The 19,271-nt window shown below is 75.9% G+C and carries 21 protein-coding genes; 10 read left to right on the forward strand and 11 right to left on the reverse strand.

What is annotated here, in order from left to right; genetic code table 11:
- Positions 1 to 97: 97 nt before the first annotated feature.
- From ACI78Q_RS13895 to iolC, 8 genes are read right to left on the reverse strand one after another with little or no spacing between them, the layout of a single operon-like run.
- Complete coding sequence (locus ACI78Q_RS13895) at positions 98 to 1,591, reverse strand: CoA-acylating methylmalonate-semialdehyde dehydrogenase (protein WP_456923980.1); 1,494 nt, start codon at positions 1,589 to 1,591, stop codon at positions 98 to 100.
- An 11-nt stretch (positions 1,592 to 1,602) separates the two neighbouring features.
- The gene (locus ACI78Q_RS13900; RefSeq protein WP_456923981.1) at positions 1,603 to 2,478 is read right to left on the reverse strand and encodes a sugar phosphate isomerase/epimerase family protein; all 876 of its coding nucleotides are present in this window, start codon (positions 2,476 to 2,478) and stop codon (positions 1,603 to 1,605) included.
- Positions 2,475 to 3,563 carry a Gfo/Idh/MocA family protein gene (locus ACI78Q_RS13905; protein ID WP_456923982.1) on the reverse strand — a complete coding sequence of 363 codons (1,089 nt, stop codon included), beginning with the start codon at positions 3,561 to 3,563 and terminating at the stop codon, positions 2,475 to 2,477. Before ACI78Q_RS13905 ends, ACI78Q_RS13900 begins: the two co-directional genes overlap by 4 nt.
- Before the next feature lie 29 nt (positions 3,564 to 3,592).
- Positions 3,593 to 4,531, reverse strand: coding sequence for a sugar phosphate isomerase/epimerase family protein (locus ACI78Q_RS13910; RefSeq protein ID WP_456923983.1), 939 nt, complete (start codon positions 4,529 to 4,531; stop codon positions 3,593 to 3,595).
- 31 nt (positions 4,532 to 4,562) lie between these two features.
- A complete protein-coding gene (gene iolD / locus ACI78Q_RS13915) occupies positions 4,563 to 6,512 on the reverse strand; it encodes a 3D-(3,5/4)-trihydroxycyclohexane-1,2-dione acylhydrolase (decyclizing) (protein ID WP_456923984.1) in 1,950 nt (649 codons plus the stop codon).
- On the reverse strand, positions 6,509 to 7,420 hold the full coding sequence (iolB, locus tag ACI78Q_RS13920) for a 5-deoxy-glucuronate isomerase (RefSeq protein WP_456923985.1): 912 nt from the start codon (positions 7,418 to 7,420) through the stop codon (positions 6,509 to 6,511). Before iolB ends, iolD begins: the two co-directional genes overlap by 4 nt.
- 12 nt (positions 7,421 to 7,432) lie before the next feature.
- Positions 7,433 to 8,356, reverse strand: a complete 924-nt coding sequence (locus tag ACI78Q_RS13925) for a class I fructose-bisphosphate aldolase (RefSeq protein ID WP_456923986.1) — start codon at positions 8,354 to 8,356, stop codon at positions 7,433 to 7,435.
- Positions 8,349 to 9,320: a 5-dehydro-2-deoxygluconokinase gene (gene iolC / locus ACI78Q_RS13930; RefSeq protein WP_456923987.1), complete on the reverse strand. Its 972-nt coding sequence runs from the start codon at positions 9,318 to 9,320 to the stop codon at positions 8,349 to 8,351. Before iolC ends, ACI78Q_RS13925 begins: the two co-directional genes overlap by 8 nt.
- A 214-nt stretch (positions 9,321 to 9,534) precedes the next feature.
- Between iolC and ACI78Q_RS13935 the strand changes: the two genes are divergently transcribed.
- Positions 9,535 to 10,272: a GntR family transcriptional regulator gene (locus ACI78Q_RS13935; RefSeq protein ID WP_456923988.1), complete on the forward strand. Its 738-nt coding sequence runs from the start codon at positions 9,535 to 9,537 to the stop codon at positions 10,270 to 10,272.
- Between the two features lie 178 nt (positions 10,273 to 10,450).
- A complete protein-coding gene (locus tag ACI78Q_RS13940; protein WP_456923989.1) occupies positions 10,451 to 10,669 on the forward strand; it encodes a hypothetical protein in 219 nt (72 codons plus the stop codon).
- 49 nt (positions 10,670 to 10,718) lie between these two features.
- Here ACI78Q_RS13940 and ACI78Q_RS13945 read toward each other — a convergent pair whose 3' ends face one another.
- Positions 10,719 to 10,976: a hypothetical protein gene (locus tag ACI78Q_RS13945; protein WP_456923990.1), complete on the reverse strand. Its 258-nt coding sequence runs from the start codon at positions 10,974 to 10,976 to the stop codon at positions 10,719 to 10,721.
- Between the two features lie 121 nt (positions 10,977 to 11,097).
- Positions 11,098 to 11,301: a hypothetical protein gene (locus ACI78Q_RS13950; RefSeq protein WP_456923991.1), complete on the reverse strand. Its 204-nt coding sequence runs from the start codon at positions 11,299 to 11,301 to the stop codon at positions 11,098 to 11,100.
- A gap of 67 nt (positions 11,302 to 11,368) precedes the next feature.
- Between ACI78Q_RS13950 and ACI78Q_RS13955 the strand changes: the two genes are divergently transcribed.
- From ACI78Q_RS13955 to ACI78Q_RS13965, 3 genes are all read left to right on the forward strand, one after another.
- Positions 11,369 to 12,232 (forward strand): alpha/beta fold hydrolase, encoded by an 864-nt coding sequence (locus ACI78Q_RS13955; RefSeq protein ID WP_456923992.1) that lies wholly within the window; start codon positions 11,369 to 11,371, stop codon positions 12,230 to 12,232.
- Positions 12,233 to 12,304: 72 nt separating this feature from the next.
- The gene (locus ACI78Q_RS13960; RefSeq protein WP_456923993.1) at positions 12,305 to 12,445 is read left to right on the forward strand and encodes a hypothetical protein; all 141 of its coding nucleotides are present in this window, start codon (positions 12,305 to 12,307) and stop codon (positions 12,443 to 12,445) included.
- Positions 12,446 to 12,539: 94 nt separating this feature from the next.
- Positions 12,540 to 13,085: a hypothetical protein gene (locus ACI78Q_RS13965; RefSeq protein ID WP_456923994.1), complete on the forward strand. Its 546-nt coding sequence runs from the start codon at positions 12,540 to 12,542 to the stop codon at positions 13,083 to 13,085.
- Between the two features lie 88 nt (positions 13,086 to 13,173).
- On the opposite strand, the gene ACI78Q_RS13970 is transcribed toward ACI78Q_RS13965, so the two are convergent.
- Positions 13,174 to 14,118: a LysR family transcriptional regulator gene (locus ACI78Q_RS13970; RefSeq protein WP_456923995.1), complete on the reverse strand. Its 945-nt coding sequence runs from the start codon at positions 14,116 to 14,118 to the stop codon at positions 13,174 to 13,176.
- Positions 14,119 to 14,188: 70 nt separating this feature from the next.
- On the opposite strand from ACI78Q_RS13970, the gene ACI78Q_RS13975 reads away from it, so the two are divergent.
- The 5 genes from ACI78Q_RS13975 (at position 14,189) to ACI78Q_RS13995 (ending at position 19,143) form a co-directional block, all read left to right on the forward strand.
- Positions 14,189 to 15,100 (forward strand): EamA family transporter, encoded by a 912-nt coding sequence (locus ACI78Q_RS13975; RefSeq protein WP_456923996.1) that lies wholly within the window; start codon positions 14,189 to 14,191, stop codon positions 15,098 to 15,100.
- A 9-nt stretch (positions 15,101 to 15,109) separates the two neighbouring features.
- On the forward strand, positions 15,110 to 15,982 hold the full coding sequence (locus ACI78Q_RS13980) for an alpha/beta fold hydrolase (protein WP_456923997.1): 873 nt from the start codon (positions 15,110 to 15,112) through the stop codon (positions 15,980 to 15,982).
- 188 nt (positions 15,983 to 16,170) lie between these two features.
- Complete coding sequence (locus tag ACI78Q_RS13985; protein ID WP_456923998.1) at positions 16,171 to 16,731, forward strand: AAA family ATPase; 561 nt, start codon at positions 16,171 to 16,173, stop codon at positions 16,729 to 16,731.
- 141 nt (positions 16,732 to 16,872) lie between these two features.
- Positions 16,873 to 17,070 carry a DUF1918 domain-containing protein gene (locus ACI78Q_RS13990; protein WP_456923999.1) on the forward strand — a complete coding sequence of 66 codons (198 nt, stop codon included), beginning with the start codon at positions 16,873 to 16,875 and terminating at the stop codon, positions 17,068 to 17,070.
- Positions 17,071 to 17,073: 3 nt separating this feature from the next.
- Complete coding sequence (locus ACI78Q_RS13995; RefSeq protein WP_456924000.1) at positions 17,074 to 19,143, forward strand: elongation factor G-like protein EF-G2; 2,070 nt, start codon at positions 17,074 to 17,076, stop codon at positions 19,141 to 19,143.
- Positions 19,144 to 19,271 lie beyond the last annotated feature (128 nt).

Below are 19,271 nucleotides of genomic sequence, written 5' to 3' on the forward strand. Positions count from 1 at the left end.
GGCGGAGACGTGTCTCGCCGGCGCCGGTCGATCACGGCCTCCCCGCAGGGGCCCGCCGACGGGGTCCTTCCATGGCGGGGGGCAGGGAGGTCCTCTCTCAGGCGTTCTGCGGGAAGCCCAGGTTCAGGCCGCCGTGGCTGGGGTCGAGCCACCGGCTGGTCACGACCTTGCCGCGGGTGAAGAAGTGCACGCCCTCGGCGCCGTGCGCGTGGGAGTCGCCGAAGAGGCTGTTCTTCCACCCGCCGAAGGAGTAGTAGGCCATCGGCACCGGGATGGGGACGTTGATGCCGATCATCCCGACCTCGACCTCGTTCTGGAACCGCCGGGCCGCGCCGCCGTCGTTGGTGAAGATGGCGGTGCCGTTGCCGTACTCGTTGCGGTTGATCAGCTCGACGGCGTGCTCGTAGGTGTCCACCCGCAGCACCGACAGCACCGGGCCGAAGATCTCGTCGGTGTAGACGCTCATGTGCGGCTCGACGTGGTCGACCAGGGTGGGGCCGAGCCAGAACCCGTCCTCCCCGCCGTCGGGCTGCACCCGGCGGCCGTCGACGACGATCTTCGCGCCCTGCTCCTCGCCGGCGTCGACGTAGGACGCCACCCGGTCGCGGTGCCTCCGGCTGATCAGCGGGCCCATGTCGCAGCCCTTGCGGCCGTCGCCGGTGCGCAGGGTGTGGGTGCGCTCGGCGATCCGGGCGACCAGGTCGTCGCCGATGCCGCCCACGGCGAGCACCGCGCTGATGGCCATGCAGCGCTCGCCGGCCGAGCCGAACCCGGAGTTGACGGCCTGGTCGGCGGCGAGGTCGAGGTCGGCGTCGGGCAGCACGACCATGTGGTTCTTCGCCCCGCCGAGGGCCTGCACGCGCTTGCCGTGCCTCGTGCCGGTCTCGTACACGTAGCGGGCGATCGCGGTGGACCCGACGAAGGACACCGACTTGACGTCGGGGTGCTCCAGCAGCCGGTCGACGGCGACCTTGTCGCCCTGGACGACGTTGAACACGCCGTCGGGCAGCCCGGCCTCCTGCCACAGCTCGGCCATCCACAGCGCCGCCGACGGGTCCTGCTCGCTGGGCTTGAGGACGACGGTGTTGCCGGTGGCGATCGCGATCGGGAAGAACCACATCGGGACCATCGCCGGGAAGTTGAACGGGCTGATGATCGCCACCGGGCCCAGCGGCTGGCGGATGGAGTGCACGTCGACGCCGGTCGAGGCGTTCTCGGTGAACCCGCCGCGGACCAGCGAGGGCACGCCGCAGGCGTACTCGACGACCTCCTGGCCGCGGGAGACCTCGCCGAGGGCGTCGTCGAGGACCTTGCCGTGCTCGGCGGTGATGATCGCGGCCAGCTCCGGCTTGCGGGCGTTGAGCAGCTCCCGGAAGCGGAAGAGGACGGCGGTGCGCTTGGCCAGCGAGGTGTCGCGCCAGCCGGGGAAGGCGGCGGTGGCCGCGGCGACGGCGGCGTCGACCTCGGCGACGTCGGCGAGCGCGACCGCGCCGGTGACCTCGCCGGTCGCGGAGTCGGTCACCTCGCCGGTGCGGCCGCCGGCGCCGTCGCGGCGGGCGCCGTCGATCCAGTGGGGGATGTGCTGGGGCATGGTGCTGCCTCTCAGGGAAGGGTGCTGTCGGGGAAGTGCTTGGTCACCAGCTCGCGGATGGCGGCGAGCATCCGGGTGCCGGACTCGCGGGCCTGGTCGTCCCAGCCGAAGACGCAGGTGGTGAGGACGCCGTCGAAGCCGGCGCCGGCCAGGGCGGCGAACGCGGCGTCGAAGTCGACGTCCCCGCGGCCGATCTCCATGTGCTGGTGGACGCGGATCGGGTTGCCCGGCGGGTTGGTGATGTAGCGCAGCCCGTCGGAGGCGGTGTGGTCCATCGAGTCGGCGACGTGCACGTGGGTGAGCAGGTCGCCGGCGTGCGCGATGATCCCGGCCGCGTCGTCGCCCTGGTGGAAGGTGTGCGGCAGGCAGTACAGGAAGGAGACGTTCGGGCTGTCGATGCCGCGGACCATGTCCACGGCCGGGTGCCCGAGCTCGATGAAGTCGTCCGGGTGCGGCTCGAGGGCCAGTTTCACGCCCTCCCGCTCGAACACCGGCAGCAGGTCCTCCATCGACCGCCAGAACATCGCCTCGGCGAGCTCGGGTGCCTCCGGGCGGCCGTTGAACTCCGAGTTCATCGTGTCCACGCCGAGCTCGACGCAGATCTCGATGGCCCGGCGCCAGTACCGCACCGCCGCCTGCCGCTCCACCTCCCCGGGGCCCGACCAGCGCATCACCGGCAGCACGGAGGTGACGCCGACGCCGGCGGAGGAGAGCCTCGAGCGGAACGCCCGGACCGTGGCGAGGTCGACCCGCGGGTGCTTGAAGAACGGCACGAAGTCCTCGCGCGGCGAGAGCTCCATCCACTCGTAGCCCATCGAGGCGACGACGTCGGGCAGCTCCAGCAGGGGCGTGGCCCGCAGCATCTGCGGGTCCAGGGCGATCCTCATGACGCCCCGCCCTCCCGCGCGGCCAGCCGCACCTCGGTGCGCCGTCCGCTGCGCAGCGCCTCGACACCGGCGGCGCACACGGCCGAGGCGGCGTAGCCGTCCCAGACGCCGGGGCCGTCGATCGTGCCGCGGCGGGCGGCGTCCACCCAGCGCTGCAGCTCGATGTCGTAGGCCCGGCCGAAACGCACCCGGAAGTCGGGGGCGATCGCGGTGCCGCGGGCCGCGCCGCCGGACCCGCCGGAGTGCCGGACCAGGCCGAGGTCCAGCCCGATCGTGGCGCTGCCGTCCTCGGCGACGACCTCGGTGCGCACCTCGTAGCCGACGCCGGTGCTGACGAAGCACTCGACGTCGACGACCCGGCCGCCGGTGGTCTCGAACAGCACCAGCAGCGGGTCCGACAGCCCCTCCCGCGCGTGGCGGGTGGCCCGGGGCTGCAGCACGGTGACCGCCGCGATCTCCTCGTCGAGCAGGAAGCGGGTGACGTCGACCTCGTGCACCACCGAGTCGGTGATCATCATCTCGGTGGTGAAGTGCGGGTGGACGGCGGCGTTGCGGTGCGCGCAGTGCACGACCAGCGGCTCGCCGATCTCACCGGACCCGATGAGCGCCCGCAGCTGCGCGTACTCGGGGTCGAAGCGCCGCATGAAGCCGACCTGCACCAGCCGCCGGCCGGTCCGCTCGGCGTAGGCGTCCTCGGCGCGGGCGACGGCCAGCGAGCTGTCGGCGTCCATCGTCAGGGGCTTCTCGCACAGCACCGGCTTGTCGTGCTCGATGCAGGCCAGCACCTGCTCCTGGTGGAATTGGCCGGGGGTCGCGATGACGACGGCGTCGACCTCGGGGTCGGCGATCGCGGCCAGCGGGTCGCCGACCACCCGGCAGCCGGGCACGGTCGCGGCGACCTCCTCGGCCTTGTCGGCGAAGGCGTCGCTGACGACGGTCACCCGTGCGCCGGAGATCCGGCTGTGCAGGCGGGCCACGTGGTCGGCGCCCATGAGGCCGACGCCCAGCACGGCGACGCGCAGCTCGGCGGCGGGGACCTCGGCCATCTCGGGCAGCACGCCGGCGGCGGTCTCGGTGGTGGTCATGCCCGGGTCTCCTCGACGGTCGGACGGCTCTACGGGGCGCCCAGCTCCAGCGAGGGGAAGCCGCAGGAGCCGATGTAGCGGTGGGTGCGCTGGGCGATCGGGAGGGGCACGTCCGGCGCGCAGGGGTACAGGTCGTGCTCGACGATCGCGAAGACGTCCAGGCCGAGCTCCTCGATCGCCTCGAACAGCGGCGGGTACGCGGGCACGCCGCCCGGCGGTTCGGTCATCGCCCCCATCCGCACCGCCTCGGGCCAGACGATGTCCTCGGCCAGCACGCGGTCGATCACGGCCGGGTCGACCTGCTTGAGGTGCAGGTAGCCGATCCGCTCCGGGTAGCGGCGGATCAGGTCCAGGTTGTCGCCCCGGTAGTAGCTGACGTGCCCGGTGTCCAGGCACAGCGGCACGTACCGCGGGTCGGTGTCGGCGAGGAACCGCTCGATGTCGGCCTGGTACCCGACGTGGGTCTCCGCGTGCGGGTGGAAGGCGATGGACAGCCCGTACTCCTCCTGCACCGCCCTGCCGAGCTGGGTCACGCCGCTGGTCTTCGCCGTCCAGGCCTCGGGGGTGAGGTGGCGGGACTCCACGTCGGCGCCGGTCTTCTGGTCGCGGAAGGTGTCGGGGATGACGACGACGTGGGTGCCGCCCATGGCCGCGGTCAGCGCGGCGACGTCCTTGACCTGGCCCCAGACGGCGTCCCACGAGTCCGGCCGGTGCAGGTGCTCGAACACCGTGCCGGCCGACACCCGCAGGCCGCGGGAACCCAGCTCGTCGGACAGCCGCTCGGGGTCGGTGGGCAGGTAGCCGTAGGGGCCCAGCTCGATCCACTCGTAGCCGCAGGCGCTGACCTCGTCGAGGAACTGCTGCCAGGGCACCTGCTCCGGGTCGTCCGGGAACCAGACGCCCCACGAGTCGGGCGCCGATCCCACTCGGATCCGGGCGCGGCCAGCCGCGGGGTGCTGCGCGGTCATGTCTTCTCTCCTCCGGGGGCGGGCGGGTGGATCAGGGCTGGGGGGTGCCGGTCTCGGACGGCGTCAGGTAGGCCGGTCGCTGCACCGACTTCCAGCGGTCGTAGACGGCGCGGGCGTCCTGCGTGCTCTGCAGCGTGGCGACCTCGCTGACCGGGACGTCCCACCACGACTCGCTGGACGGCGCGTCCACCAGCGGGTCGGTCTCGACGTGCACCACGGTGGCCCGGTCGCCGGCCTTGGCCTTGCGCAGCGCCGCCTCCAGGCTCGGGCCGTCCTGGGCGACCAGGACGTCGACGCCGAGGCTGGCGGCGTTGGCGGCGAGGTCGACCGGCAGGACGTCGCCGTCGAGCCGGCCGGACGCCGACCGGTAGCGGTAGCGGGTGCCGAAGCGCTGGGAGCCCAGCGACTCCGACAGCGCGCCGATCGAGGCGAAGCCGTGGTTCTGCACCAGGACGACGATGATCTTCACGCCCTCCTGGACGGCGGTGACCAGCTCGGTCGGCATCATCAGGTAGGAGCCGTCGCCGACCATCACGAAGACGTCGCGGTCCGGGTCGGCCATCCGGACGCCGATGCCGCCGGGGATCTCGTAGCCCATGCACGAGTAGCCGTACTCGACGTGGTAGCCCTTGCGGTCGCGGACCCGCCACATCTTGTGCAGGTCGCCGGGCATCGAGCCGGCGGCGCACACGACGACGTCCCGGGGGCCGGACACCTCGTTGACCACGCCGATGACCTCGTTCTGGGTCAGCCGGCCGCCCTCGCCCGCGCTCGGGGTCTCCGGGTGGTAGGCGGCCTCGACGGTGGCCTCCCACGCGGCGGCCAGCTCCGCGGTGCGCGCGCGGTACGCGTCGTCGACCGACCAGCCGGCCAGCGCCTCGGCCAGCGCGGTGATCGTCTCGCGGGCGTCGGCCTGCACGGTCACGCCGGCGTGCTTGGCGGCGTCCATCGCGGCGACGTTGACGTTCACGAACCGCACGCCGGGGTCGTTGAACGCGGTGTGCGAGGCGGTGGTGAAGTCCTGGTAGCGGGTGCCGATCCCGATGACGACGTCGGCCTCGCGGGCCAGCGCGTTGGCCGCCGTCGTCCCGGTGGAGCCGATCGCGCCGACCGACTGCGGGTGGTCGTAGGGGAGCGCGCCCTTGCCGGCCTGGGTCTGGCCGACCGGGATGCCGGTGGCCGAGGCGAGGGCGTCCAGCGCCCCGGTCGCGTCGGAGTAGACGACCCCGCCGCCGGCCACGAGGAGCGGCCGGCGGGCGGAGCGGATCACCTCGACCGCCCGCGCCAGGGCGGCCCGCTCGGGCAGCGGCCGGCCCACGTGCCAGGTGCGCTCGGCGAACAGCTCCACCGGCCAGTCGAACGCCTCGGCCTGCACGTCCTGCGGGAAGCAGAGGGTGACCGCGCCGGTCTCGGCCGGGTCGGTGAGCACCCGCATCGCGCCGAGCAGGGCGCCGGGCAGCTGCTCGGGCCGCCAGATGCGGTCGAAGTAGCGCGACACCGGGCGGAAGGCGTCGTTGACGGTCACGTCGCCGCTGTCGGGACGCTCGAGCTCCTGCAGCAGCGGGCCGGCCGAGCGGGTGGCGAAGGTGTCCGCCGGCAGCAGCAGCACCGGCAGCCGGTTGATGGTCGCCAGCGCCGCGCCGGTGAGCATGTTGGTCGAGCCGGGGCCGACGCTGGGGGAGACCGCCCACGTCTGCAGCCGGTCCCTGGCCCGGGCGTAGGCGACGGCGGTGTGCACCACGGCCTGCTCGTTGCGGCCCAGCACGTAGGGCAGGGCGCCGGGCTCGTCGATCTCGGCCTGCAGCAGCGCCTGGCCCAGGCCCGCGACGTTGCCGTGGCCGAAGATGCCGAAGCACCCGGCGAACAGGCGCTGCCGCTGCCCGTCGCGCTCGGTGTGCTGGTTGGCCAGGAAGCGGACGACGGCCTGGGCCACGGTCAGGCGCACGGTCTCGGTCCGTGCCGGCGGCGGGTACTGGCTCACGGTCGGGGGGCTCCGTTCTGCTCGGTGCCGGCGGGGGAGTGCAGGGGCAGGCGGGGGTCGACCGGCTCGTCGTCCCAGGTGCCGCGGATCCAGGCGTGCGCGGGGTCGTCGACGATCCGCCAGGCCCGCTCGGGGCCGGGGCCGGCCATGACGTTGAGGTAGTAGAGGTCGTGGCCGGGGGCGGCGATCGACGGCCCGTGCCAGCCGTGCGGCACCAGGACGACGTCGCGGTCGCGGACCTCGGCGAGGACGTCGATCGGCCGCTCCGGCGTGCCGTAGACCCGGTGGTAGGCCAGGCCCGGCCGGCCCTGCGGCCCGGGGGCGACCTCGAAGTAGTAGATCTCCTCGAGCTCGCTCTCCACGTCGGAGCTCTCGTCGTGCTTGTGCGGCGGGTACGACGACCAGTTGCCGCCCGGCGTGATGACCTCGCAGGCGATGACCGCGTCGGCCGCGAACACGTCCGCGGTGGCGAAGTTGTTGACCTGCCGGCTGCACCGGCCCGCGCCGCGCAGCTCGACCGGGACGCCGGCGGCCGGGCCGTACCGCACCGGGAGCCGGCGCCGCGCCCGGGCGCTGCAGAGCGCGAACCGCCCGCCGTCCCGGCTGGACAGCTCGGCGGTTCCCCCCAGGGGCAGGTAGGCGAAGTCGGTCGGCCGGGCGAAGACGCTGCTGCGCCCGGCCAGGGTCAGCACCTCGCCCTCGCACGCGACGGTCAGCCCGCCCTCCAGCGGGACGACGACGACCTCGTCGGGGCCGGTGTCGAGGGTGTGCCGGCCGCCCGCGGGCAGCTCGAGCACCCGGAGGCCGGAGTGTCCCCAGCCGGCGGACTCGGGGGTCACCTCGAGGGCGTAGGGGCCGGCGGCGGCGGTGCCGGCGGGCAGGTGCAGCGACTGGGTGGTCGCGGTCATCGGCTGGCCCTTCTAGTGGACGAGGGCGACGGCGGTGTCGACGGCGCCGGCCACGTCGTCGTCCGGCGGGTAGAGCAGGGTCCGGCCCACGACCAGCCCGCGCACCGACGGCAGGGCCAGGGCCGCCCGCCAGCCGGCGTAGGTCTCCTCGGGCCTGCGGGAGGGGTCGCCGCCCAGCAGCAGGGTGGGCAGCGTCGTGGCGTCCATGACCCGCTCCATCTCGGCCACCACCGGGAGCTTGAGCCAGGTGTAGGCGGAGGTGGCGCCCAGGCCCTGGGCGATGTGGACGGACTTGATGACCGCGTCGGGGCTCAGGTCGTTGGTCACCCGGCCCTCGACCCGGCGGGACAGGAACGGCTCGAGCATCGCGACGACGCCGGCGCGGGCCAGTTCGGTGATCGCCCGGCCGGAGGTCTCCAGCATCGCCACGGTCCCGGGGTCGTCCAGGTCGATCCGGTTGAGCATCTTGGCCGCGTCGAAGCGGGCCTCGACGACGCCGGCCACGTCGTAGCCGGTCATCCGGTCGTCGAGCTCGAACGTGGCGCCGGCCAGCCCGCCGCGGTTCATCGAGGCGACGACGACCTTGTCCTCCAGCGCCCCGAGGAGCAGGAGGTCCTCGGCGACGTCGGCGGTGGCGAGCAGCCCGTCCACGCCGGGCCGGGCCAGGGCGGTGCGCAGCCGGTCGAGCATCTCGGTGCGGCTGTTCATCGCCGTCGGCCGTCCCTGCGCCGAGAGCGCCCCCCGGGCGGGGTGGTCGGCGGCGATCAGCATCAGCTGCCCGTCCTCCGGCAGGAACGCCGGCCGCCGGGACCGGGCGGCCAGTGCGCGGCGGATGGCCTCCGGGTCGCGGCTGCGCAGCTCGGTCACCTCGGCGTAGCTCCGGCACGGCGCCCGGCGGCCCAGCACGTCGGGAGGGGACAGGGTGGTGTCAGACACGGGTTCCCTCCAGGACCGCCGGGGCGGCGGCGACGTGGGTCTCCACCTCGGCGGCGGTCGGCATCGCGGTGGAGCACTCCAGCCGGGAGGCGACGATCGCGCCGGCGGCGTTGGCGTTGCGGAGGATGCGTTCCAGCGGCAGCCCCGTGAGCAGCCCGGAAGCCAGGGAGCCGCCGAACGCGTCGCCGGCGCCGAGGCCGTTGACCACCTCGACCGGCGTGGGCGGGACGACGACCCGCTCGGACCGCGTCTTGCCGAGCACACCCTTCGGGCCCTGCTTGACGATCGCCAGCTCCACCCCGGCGTCGAGCAGCGCGTCCGCGGCCCGGTCCGGGTCGGTCTCCCCGACGGCGACCTCGCACTCCTCGCGGTTGCCGACGGCCACGGTGACGTGGGGGAGCGCGGCGCGGACCTGCGCGGTCGCCTCCTCGCGGGAGGCCCAGAACACGGGCCGGTAGTCGAGGTCGAGCACGGTGTGCCGGCGGCGCCCGCGGGCCTCCCAGGCAGCGTGGTGCGCCGACCGGCTGGGTTCCTCCGACAGGCCGGTCACCGTCGCCCAGAACAGCCCGGCGTCCCGGATGGCGGCGCGGTCGAGGTCGGCAGGTGTCAGCTGCAGGTCGGGGGCGGTCGGCCGGCGGTAGAAGTACAGGGGGAAGTCGTCGGGCGGGAAGATCTCGCAGAAGGTGACCGGGGTGGGGTGCTCGGGGTCCACGACGACGAACCGGTCGTCCACCCCGAGGTCGCGCAGGGCGCGGCGGACGAACCGTCCGAAGGGGTCGTCGCCGACGCCGGTGACCAGGGCGGTGGAGCGCCCCAGCCGCGCGGCCGCGACCGCGACGTTGGCGGCGCTGCCCCCGAGGAACTTGCCGAAGGTCTCGACGTCCTCCAGTCCGACGCCGACCTGCAGGGGATAGACGTCCACCCCGCTGCGGCCCATCACCACCATGTCGAGGGCGTCTGCCACGGCGCTCCATCCCCTGCGTCGTCGGTCGGTGTCCCGAGAACTGTGCTCCGGGCCACACACGGCTGTCAACACTTTGTCAGGACATACGGGCAACAGGACGTGGCGATGACGTCATGCCCCGTCGAGGTGAGGACAGGGCGGGGGGTGGAGGTGCGACCATGGGCAGGCGGGCGGCCGGCCGGATCCCCTCGGCGCCCGATCCGAGGAGGGACCGGTGGCACCCGTGCTCACGTTCGACATCGACCGTTCCAGCCCCACGCCGCTGTACTTCCAGCTGGCGCAGGCGATCGAGGGCGCCATCGCCGGCGGCGCCCTGCCGGCCGGCTCCCGGCTGGAGAACGAGATCCTGCTGGCCCAGCGGTACGGGCTGTCCCGCCCCACGGTGCGGCGCGCGGTGCAGGAGCTGGTGGACAAGGGGCTGCTCGTCCGCAAGCGCGGGGTCGGCACCCAGGTGATCCAGCCGCACGTCCGCCGCTCCGTGGAGCTCACCAGCCTCTACGACGACCTGTCACGGGCCGGGGAGGCGCCGACCACCGAGGTCCTGTCGCTGGAGCGGCTGCCCGCACCGGCCGACATCGCGGAGGAGCTGGACGTCGCCGAGGGCGACGACGTCGTCGTGGTGCGCCGGCTGCGCCGCTCCCGGGGGGAGCCGCTGGCGCTGCTGACCAACCACCTGCCCGGCCGCTTCCACCCGACGATCGAGGACCTCACCGAGCGCGGTCTCTACCAGTACCTCCGCGCGCAGGGGGTGCACCTGCGGGTCGCCCACCAGCGGATCGGTGCGCGGCTGGCCCGCGCCGAGGAGGCCCGGCTGCTGGACGAGCCGCCGCGGTCGGCGCTGCTCACCATGTCGCGCACCGCGTTCGACGACCAGGGCGTGGCCATCGAGCACGGCCGGCACGTCTACCGCGCCTCCCGGTACGACTTCGAGACGACGCTCGTCGGCCGCTGACGGGTCTCCGTCGGCACGAGTTGCGGACGCCGGGGCGGCACCGGTGGGGTGGCCCCGGCCACATGTGCCAACGGGAGGTGGGGACTCTCACACCGCGGCGACGAGATCTGCCAGTCAGGATGTCAGAACATGGGAGTGCGGCCGGACGCCGCGCACCCACCTCGTACGGAGATCCACCATGACCCTCGCCGTCGCCCTCGGGCGCCCCTCCGCCCTCGGTCGCCGCTCGTCGCTGGGCCGCACCTTCCGCGCCCTCGAGCGGGAGCTCGCCGACTACGCCACCGTCGCCGACCGCGACGAGCTGGCCGCCCTCCTCGACGGCCGCGGCGCCGGCGAGAGCCTGGCCGCCGACATCCTGAGCCGCCAGGCGCAGCGGGACCTGTTCCGCGCCTCCTGACCGCCGCCGCCCGGCCCCTCGCGGGGCGCGGGCACCCGGCACGGCCGCATCACGTGAAGGGGTTCTCGCCGGCCTCGATCAGGGTCGCGAACTCCCGCAGCGCCGCCGGGTCCGGTGTCGCGCCGACCTCCCGCACCGCGGCCGCCAGCGCGGCGAACACCTCGTCGGCGGGGCGGCCGGCCAGGGCGTCGCCGATCTCGGCCAGCCGGGGGGCCACCCGCTCACTGAGCAGCTCGGCCCGCCGGGGCACCGGTGGCTGGAGCAGGCGGAGCAGCTCCTCCTGCACTCCCGTCCTCCGACGCGGCATCGACGTCCTCCCTCGGCCTGCGGACGGAGCCCCGGCGGACCGGTGAGGCTCGGCGGAGGCGACCACGGGGCGCCTCCGCCAGTGGACACCCGGGCCGCCGGCACCGGCAACCGCGCCCGGGTCAGCTCAGGGCCTGCTCCCGGCACCGCGGGCACACGTCGTCGGAGCCCAGCCCCCGCCGCCCGCTCCAGCTGCCCTGAACGACGGCGACCGGCGTGCCGCAGACCGCCACCCACGGCGGCGGGCCGTCGGCGTCGGCGCGGGGGACGGCGTGCGCCCGCATGGACTCCTGCTCCCGGCCGGCCACGTGGTCGCTGCTCGTCATGACGCCCAGCATGACCGGCCACCGAACGCGGTCGACGCGGCGCCCGGCCGCGGGTCACGGTGGGCGGGTGGAACACCGCATCCCCGTGGACGACGGCGTCGAGCTCTGGGCGGACGAGCGCGGCGACCCCGCCTCCAGCCCGCTGCTGCTGGTCATGGGCGCCAACGCCAGCGGCCTCACCTGGCCCGACGCGCTGGTCGACCGGCTGGCCCGGCAGCACCGCGTGGTGCGCTACGACCACCGCGACACCGGCCGCTCCACCCGCGCCTTCGACGCCCGGCCCTACGCGATCCGGGACCTCGCGACCGACGCCGTCCGGGTGCTCGACGCCCTGGGCATCGAGCGGACCCACGTCGTGGGCATGTCGATGGGCGGCATCCTCGTCCAGCTGCTGCTGCTCGACGCCCCCGGCCGGCTGCGCAGCGCCACCCTCCTGTGCACCTGCGCGCTCGGCACCGGCCTGGCGGGGGAGAGCGACCTGCCCGGGCCCGCCGAGCACGTGCTCGCGTACTGGGCGTCGATGGGGCAGGAGCGGGACGCCGAGGCCGAGCTCGCCTGGCGGGTGGAGCACTGGCGGCTGCTCAACGGGAACGGCGTGCCGTTCGACCCCGCGGAGTTCCGCGCGCTGGAGGAGCGGGTCCTCGCCCACAGCGGCACCGCCCGCGGCCCGGTCGCGCACGCGCTGGCCGACCGGTCCGGCCTCGACCGGGGCGCGGAGCTGGCCGCCGTCCGGGTGCCCACGCTGGTCGTCGAGGCGCCGGAGGACCCGGTCAACCCGCCGCCGCACGCCGCGCACCTGGCCGCCGTCCTCGGCTCGGCCCGGCTGGTGACCGTGCCGGGGATGGGGCACGCGCTGCCGGCCGCCGTCGTCGGGCCGCTGGCCGAGCTGATCGCCGGCCACACCGCCGCCGTGGACGCCGGCGGCGGGTGACCCGGGTCCCACAGCCGCCTGGGAGACGACCTCGTCGCCACCTGCACCGCGGCGAAGGACACCGCCTCGCTCGTGCACTCCTCCGCCGCCGTCGAGAGCGGCGCCGCGTACACGGTGTCCACCGGCGGGACGGCGTCCGGGGACGACGTCGGTGGCCTCGCGGCCGGCATGGGCTTCGAAGGCGGCCGCCCCGGCGACCCCGCGGCGAACTGACCGCCCTCCCCACAGCCGGGCCGGGGGTGCCTCCCAGCACCGCCACAGCCGCGCCCCGGACGCTCGGGACCACCCCCACCGACGAGGAGATCCCATGCGCAGGAAGTTCGTCATCACCACCACCACGGCCGGCGCCCTGGCGCTGGCCGGCCTGGCCGTGGCCGTGCCCGCACTGGCCGAGACCGACGGCACCGCGACGGCGTCGTCGTCCGCGGCGGACCGGATCCGGGACGCGCTGTCCGGGCTGGTCTCCGACGGCTCCCTCACCGAGGAGCAGGCGGACGAGGTCGCCAGCACCCTGGGCGAGGCCGGCCTCGGTAGCCGTGGCGACCACGGCGGCCGGCTCGGCCTCTCGGCGGCCGCCACGGCGCTCGGCCTGACCGGGGAGGAGCTGCGCACCGCCCTGGCGGCCGACGGCGCCACGCTCGCGTCGGTCGCCGAGGACCGCGGCGTCGCCCGGGACACGCTGGTCACCGCGCTGACCGAGGCGGCGCAGGAGCGCATCACCGCCGCCGTCGAGGAGGGGCGGCTGACCCAGGAGGAGGCCGACGAGCGGCTGGCCGGCCTGGCCGAGCGCATCGACCAGCAGGTCGACAGCACCGGCCCGGCCTCCCGCGGCGGCCACCGGTCCGGCGGCTGACCGCGCCGGCCGGGCACCCTGTTGCGGTGTTCCGGGTGCTCCTGCGGTCGTGCAGCGCCGCGGGAGCACACGGAACGCCGCGAGAGCGTCAGCGGCTCTGCGAGCCCGCCGCCGGCCGGCACCGGCGACGGCACCGGGCGGCGTCACCCCCCGCGGGGGCGGCGCCGGGCGGCGTCCCGGCGGACGCGTACTGCTCGCGGACCAGCTGGAGGAACGCCTCCAGCCCCGGCGGTGGGCCGCCGGCCCACCAGGCCAGCCACACCTCGACCGGTGGGGCGTCCCGGACGGCGCGGTAGACCACCCCGGGGCGGGGGTGCTGGCGGGCGGTGGCCTCGGCGGTCATGCCGACCGCCTGGCCCGCGGCGATGACGGTCAGCCACTCGTCGACCCCGCGGACGGCGCGCGCCCCCGCCGGGGCCCCGGGGCCGGGCCACAGCTCGCCGGTCGTCGTCCCGGTGAGGGTGTCGAGGGCCACCGTGCGGCCGGCGAAGTCGCCGAGGGTGACGCTGCGGCGGCCGGCGAGGGCGTCGTCGGCCGCGACGGCGGCGTAGCGCCGCTCGGTGCCCAGCAGCGCGGTCGCCAGCCGCCGGTCGGCGACCGGGCGCCGCAGCACGCTGACGTCGGCGGCGCCCTCGGTCAGGCCCGCGGTCGGGCTGTTGGACTGGACGAACACCAGCGCGGCTCCGGGGTGCGCCTCCGACCACCGCCGCTGGACGACGGTGGTGTGCCGGCCCAGCGCCGCCCACGCGTACCCCACCCGCAGCTCGCCGCGGGCCTCGTCGGTGGCGCGCCGCATCGCGGCCACCTCCTCGAGCACCCGCCGCGCGTGACCGACGACGCGTGCCCCCACCGGCGTGAGGGACAGCTCCCGCGTGGTGCGCCGCAGCACCCGGGCCCCGAGGACCCGCTCCAGCGCCGCCACCGTCCGCGACACCGACGCCTGCGAGGTGTGCAGCACCGCGGCCGCCCCGGTGAACGTGCCGGCGTCGACGACGGCGAGCAGCGTCCGGAGGTGCCGCAGCTCGAGATCCATACGCCGACCGTATCGACGGTGCCGGCATCGGCATTTCCCTCGCGGCCGGCGCGTGCCCAGACTCGGTCGGGTGGGTGCGGAGGGCGGGACGCTGCGCGGCGTCGCGACGATGACCGGGAGCGCGCTGAGCAACCAGGTCGGCGCCGGGGTCGGCGCGCACGCCTTCGACGCCGTCGGCCCCGTCGGGGTGGTCGCGGTGCGGCAGGTGGTGGCCGCTGCCGTCCTCCTGCCCGTCGCCCGGCCGCCGCTGCGCCGGATGACCCGGTCGCAGTGGGCGCCGGTGCTCGCGCTGGCGGTCGTGTTCGGGACGATGAACCTCGCCCTGTACACGGCGGTCGACCGCGTCGGCCTGGCGCTGGCGGTCACCCTGGAGTTCCTCGGGCCGCTCGGGGTGGCGCTGGCCGGCTCGCGGTCCCGCCGCGACCTGCTGATCGCGGTCGCCGCGGCCGCCGGGGTCTACGTGCTGGTCCTGCCGGGGTCCTCCAGTGACGTCCCCGGGCTGGCGGCCGGCGCGCTGGCCGGCGCCTGCTGGGCGGCCTACATCCTGCTCAACCGGGTCGTCGGCGCGCGCCTGCCCGGGCTGCAGGGCCCCGCGGTGGCGGTCTCGGTGTGCGCACTGGCCTCCGTGCCGGTGCTCGCGGTGCTGGCCGTCCGGGGGCAGCTCGCCGGGGCGCCGCTGCTGTACGCCGTCGCGGCCGGGCTGCTGTCCTCGGCGGTGCCCTACGCCGCCGACCTGGCCGCGCTGCGCGTCGTCCCGCCGCGGTTCTTCGGGGTGTTCATGAGCGTCCACCCGGTCCTCGCGGCGCTGGTCGGCATCGTGCTGCTGGGCCAGCTGCTGGAGCTGCACGAGTGGATCGGCATCGCCGTGGTCGTGCTGGCCAACGCCACCGCCGTCGCCACCCGCCGGGACCGGGCGCCCGCGCCGCCGGCCGGGGAGGCGCCCGCGCCGGCGACCGGGCTGGTGACCGTGGCGGGACCGTAGCCTCCGCGCATGCCACCCACGGAACTGCAGATCCCCTCGGCGCACGACGTCGCCGTCACCGCCTACCGCTGGGATCCCGCCGGCCCGCCGCGCGGGATCGTGCAGCTCACCCACGGCATGGGCGAGCACCTGCTGCGCTACGAGCCGCTGGCCGCCGACCTCACCGTGGCGGGGTTCGTGGTCGTCGGCCAGGACCACCGCGGGCACGGCGCCACCGCGCGCGACGGCGGGTGGGGGCAGCTGGGCCCCGGCGGCTGGGACGAGCTGGTGCGCGACATCGGCCGGGTCGCCGACCGCGCCCGGGCGGACCTCCCCGGCCTGCCGCTGGTGCTGCTGGGCCACAGCATGGGGTCCTTCGCCGCGCAGCAGTACGTGCTCGACCACGGCGAGGAGCTGGCCGGTCTGGTCCTCACCGGCACCGCGGCCCTCGACCTGCTGGAGCCGGCCCTGGACCTCGACGCGCCCCTGGACCTCGCGGCGTTCAACGCGGCCTTCGCCCCGGCGCGCACCGACTACGACTGGCTCTCCCGGGACGAGGCGCAGGTCGACGCCTACGTGGCCGACCCGCGGTGCGGCTTCGGGCTGTCCCAGGAGGACGGCCGGCAGATGTTCGTCTCGGCGCGGCAGCTGGCCGACCCGGCGCGGCTGGGCGGGCTGCGCGGGGACCTGCCGGTGTACGTCGCGGTCGGTGACCAGGACCCGGTGAACGGCGCCCTGGCCCTGGTCGACGGGCTGGTGCAGCGGCTGCGGGACGCCGGACTGACCGACGTGACGCTGCGGGTCTACGAGGGCGCCCGGCACGAGGTGTTCAACGAGACCAACCGGGACGAGGTCGTCGCCGACCTGCTCGGCTGGCTGGACCGGGTGGTGCCCGCCGCCTGACCGCACGGCGGTGCCCCGGTCTACCGCCGGCGGGAGGGCAGCCGGTCCGGGACCCGGCCGACCGGCCGGTGCGGGGGCGCCCGGGTGCGGGCCGCCGGGGCACCTCACAGGCAGCACCCAGCGAGCGCACCGGGAACGCCGAGGCGGGAGGCGGACCGTGGCGGCCCCCGGGAGGAGAGGTGGGGCGTGTGCCGACCGTGCTGGGGGAGGAGCGGCCGCCGGGTGCGCCGGATGCGGACGGGAGGCGCCTGCTGGTCGTCGTCGGCGGGCTGCCCGGCAGCGGCAAGACCACGCTGCTGCGCCGGCTGCTGGCCGCGGAGGCGCCCGGCGTCGTCGGCCTGGACTCCGAGCGGGTCCCCGGCGGAGCCCGGCCGCGGGTCCCGTACCGGCTGCGGCGCCCGTGGGTGCACGGCCGGCACCGGTGGCGGGTCCTGCGCAGCGTCGGGGGACCGGCTCCGGTCGTCGTCCTCACCGACCCCTGGACCCGGCCGCGGTGGCGGGGCCTGGTGCTGCGGGCCGCGCGGCGGGCCGGCCGGCAGGTGCGGCTGGTGCTGCTCGACGTCTCACCGGAGCTGGCCGCGCGCGGCCAGGTGGCGCGCGGCCGGCGCGTCCCCGCCCGCTCGATGCGGCGCCACGCCGCCCGGTGGGCCGCGCTGCGCGCCACCGCCGGCCCGGACCCGGCGCCCGCCCTCGTCGTCGACCGGGAGCGGGCCGGCCGGCTGACCCTCGCGGAGCTGCTCGGCCGCTGACCGGTCGCCGCCGGGACGGGAGCTCGCCGCACACGGAGGACCGGCCCGGCGCGAGGGGGCTCGCGGGCCCTTGATCGTGCCCCGCCCCGCGGGCAGGCTGTGAGCCACACCACACACACCGGGAAGTGCCGGGAGGCTGCCGTGGAAGCACGAGTCGGGGACAGGATCGTCGTCCACTCCACCCACCAGGGAGAGCCGGAGCGCACCGGCAGGGTGGTCGAGGTACGGGGCCAGGGCGGCGGACCGCCCTACGTCGTCCAGTGGGACCCCGACGGGCACACCGGGGTCTTCTACCCGGCCGGCACCTGCGCCGTCGTCCCCGAGCCGGCGAACGGCTGACCGGTGGCGAAGGACACCGCGACCGCGCCGGCCCCGCGACCGGCGAGCAAAGTGCGCAACGTGGCCCTCGTGGGCCACGCCGGAGCAGGCAAGACCACCCTCGCCGAGGCGCTGCTGGTCGCCACCGGGGCGCTGCCCCGCGCCGGCCGGGTCGAGGACGGCACCACCTGCCTGGACAACGAGGAGGTGGAGGTCCGCCAGCAGCGGTCGGTCTCCCTCGGCGTGGCCACCGTCGAGCACGCCGACCACCGCATCACCCTGCTCGACACCCCCGGCTCGCCGGACTTCGTGGGGGAGCTGCGCGCAGGGCTGCGCGCGGCCGACGCGGCCCTGTTCGTGGTCTCCGCGGTGGGCGGCGTCGACGCCGGCACCGTGCAGCTGTGGGAGGAGTGCGCCGCGGTCGGCATGCCCCGCGCGGTGGTCATCACCCAGCTCGACCGCGCCCGCGCCGACGTCGAGGAGACCGTCCGGCTGTGCCAGACGATGCTCGGCGAGGGCGTCTACCCCGTGCACCTGGTCGAGCGCGGCCCGGACGGCGCCGTCGCCGGCGTGGTCAACCTGCTCGAGCCCGGCGCCAGGGGCCCCGACGCCGACCGCCTGCGCAGCGAGCTGATCGAGGGGATCATCGGCGAGAGCGAGGACGAGGCGCTCATGGAGCGCTACCTCGCCGGCGACGAGCTCGTGCAGGGCGACCTGATGAGCGACCTGGAGACCGCGGTCGCCCGCGGCCACTTCCACCCGGTGCTCTGCGCCGCCCCCCTCGCCGGCATCGGCATCGAGTCGATCCTGTACCTGCTGGTCAACGGGTTCCCGTGCCCCATGGAGCACGGCTGCCCGCCGGCCACCCGGCCCGACGGCTCCCCGGCGCCCGCCCTGTCCTGCGACCCCGACGGCCCGCTGGTCGCCGAGGTGGTCAAGACCACGACCGACCCCTACCTCGGCCGCGTCTCGCTCGTGCGCGTGTTCTCCGGCACCCTGCGCCCGGACGCCCCGGTCCACGTCTCCGGCCACGGCATGGCCGACCGCGGGCACCCCGACCACGACGTCGACGAGCGCATCGGCGCGGTGTCCTCACCGCTGGGCTCGACCCTGCGCCCCGTGGCCGCCTGCCCGGCCGGCGACGTCTGCGCCGTCGCCCGCCTCGCCTCCGCCGAGACCGGCGACACCCTGTCCTCGCCGGAGGACCCGCGCCTGGTCCCGCCCTGGGACCTGCCCACCCCGCAGCTGCCGGTCGCCCTCGAGGCGGCGTCCCGTTCCGACGAGGACCGGCTGGCCACCGCGCTGACCCGGCTGGTCGCCGAGGACCCGACGGTGCGCCTGGAGCGCCGGCCCGACACCGGCCAGCTGCTGCTGTGGTGCGTCGGCGAGGCCCACGCCGAGGTGCTGCTGGAGCGGCTGCGCGTGCGGCACGGCGTCTCGGTCACCACGGTGCCGGTCCGGGTGCCGATGGTGGAGACCCTCGCCGGCCCCGCCCGGGTCACCGGCCGGCACGTCAAGCAGTCCGGCGGCCACGGCCAGTACGCGATCGTGGTGGTGGAGGCCGAGCCGGGCCCGCCCGGGTCCGGCGTCGTCTTCGACCAGCGGATCGTCGGCGGCACGGTGCCCAGCCAGTTCCACGGCAGCGTGGAGAAGGGCGTCCGCGCCCAGGCCGAGCGCGGCGTCTCCGGGGACCGCCCGATCGTCGACGTGCACCTCACGCTCGTCGACGGCAAGGCGCACTCGGTCGACTCCTCCGACGCGGCCTTCCAGGCCGCCGGAGCGCTCGCGGTCCGGGAGGCGGTGGCCGCGGCCGGCACCCGCGTCCTCGAGCCGTGGTGCGAGGTCGACGTCGTCGTCCCGGGGGAGTACGTCGGGGCGGTGATGAGCGACCTGTCCGGACGGCGGGCGCGGGTCACCGGCAGCGACGCCGACCCCGACCGCGACCGGACGACGGTCCGCGCCGAGGTGCCCGAGGTGGAGCTGCTGACCTACGCCGGGGCGCTGCGCTCGGTCTCCCACGGCACCGGCAGCTTCACCCGCCGGCCGCTGGGCTACGAGCCGGCGCCGGCCCACCTGACCGCCGTGCCGGCGTAGGGGCGGACCCGTCCGGCCCGTCCCGGCGCAGGGCCGGGCTGGGCGCGGGGACGGGGGCGGGACGCGGGGGCCCGGTGCGCCGCTGCGAAGGAGTGTCCGATCGGGGCACTAGCCTCGCAGGCGGTGTT

Source organism: Geodermatophilus sp. SYSU D00705, from assembly GCF_054050135.1.

Coding starts and splice junctions, on each gene's coding strand:
- ACI78Q_RS13895 (WP_456923980.1), bottom strand. CDS start 1,591: ATGCCCCAGCACATCCCCCACTGGATCGACGGCGCCCGCCGCGACGGC.
- ACI78Q_RS13900 (WP_456923981.1), bottom strand. CDS start 2,478: ATGAGGATCGCCCTGGACCCGCAGATGCTGCGGGCCACGCCCCTGCTG.
- ACI78Q_RS13905 (WP_456923982.1), bottom strand. CDS start 3,563: ATGACCACCACCGAGACCGCCGCCGGCGTGCTGCCCGAGATGGCCGAG.
- ACI78Q_RS13910 (WP_456923983.1), bottom strand. CDS start 4,531: ATGACCGCGCAGCACCCCGCGGCTGGCCGCGCCCGGATCCGAGTGGGA.
- iolB (WP_456923985.1), bottom strand. CDS start 7,420: ATGACCGCGACCACCCAGTCGCTGCACCTGCCCGCCGGCACCGCCGCC.
- ACI78Q_RS13940 (WP_456923989.1), top strand. CDS start 10,451: ATGACCCTCGCCGTCGCCCTCGGGCGCCCCTCCGCCCTCGGTCGCCGC.
- ACI78Q_RS13945 (WP_456923990.1), bottom strand. CDS start 10,976: ATGCCGCGTCGGAGGACGGGAGTGCAGGAGGAGCTGCTCCGCCTGCTC.
- ACI78Q_RS13950 (WP_456923991.1), bottom strand. CDS start 11,301: ATGACGAGCAGCGACCACGTGGCCGGCCGGGAGCAGGAGTCCATGCGG.
- ACI78Q_RS13965 (WP_456923994.1), top strand. CDS start 12,540: ATGCGCAGGAAGTTCGTCATCACCACCACCACGGCCGGCGCCCTGGCG.
- ACI78Q_RS13970 (WP_456923995.1), bottom strand. CDS start 14,118: ATGGATCTCGAGCTGCGGCACCTCCGGACGCTGCTCGCCGTCGTCGAC.
- ACI78Q_RS13980 (WP_456923997.1), top strand. CDS start 15,110: ATGCCACCCACGGAACTGCAGATCCCCTCGGCGCACGACGTCGCCGTC.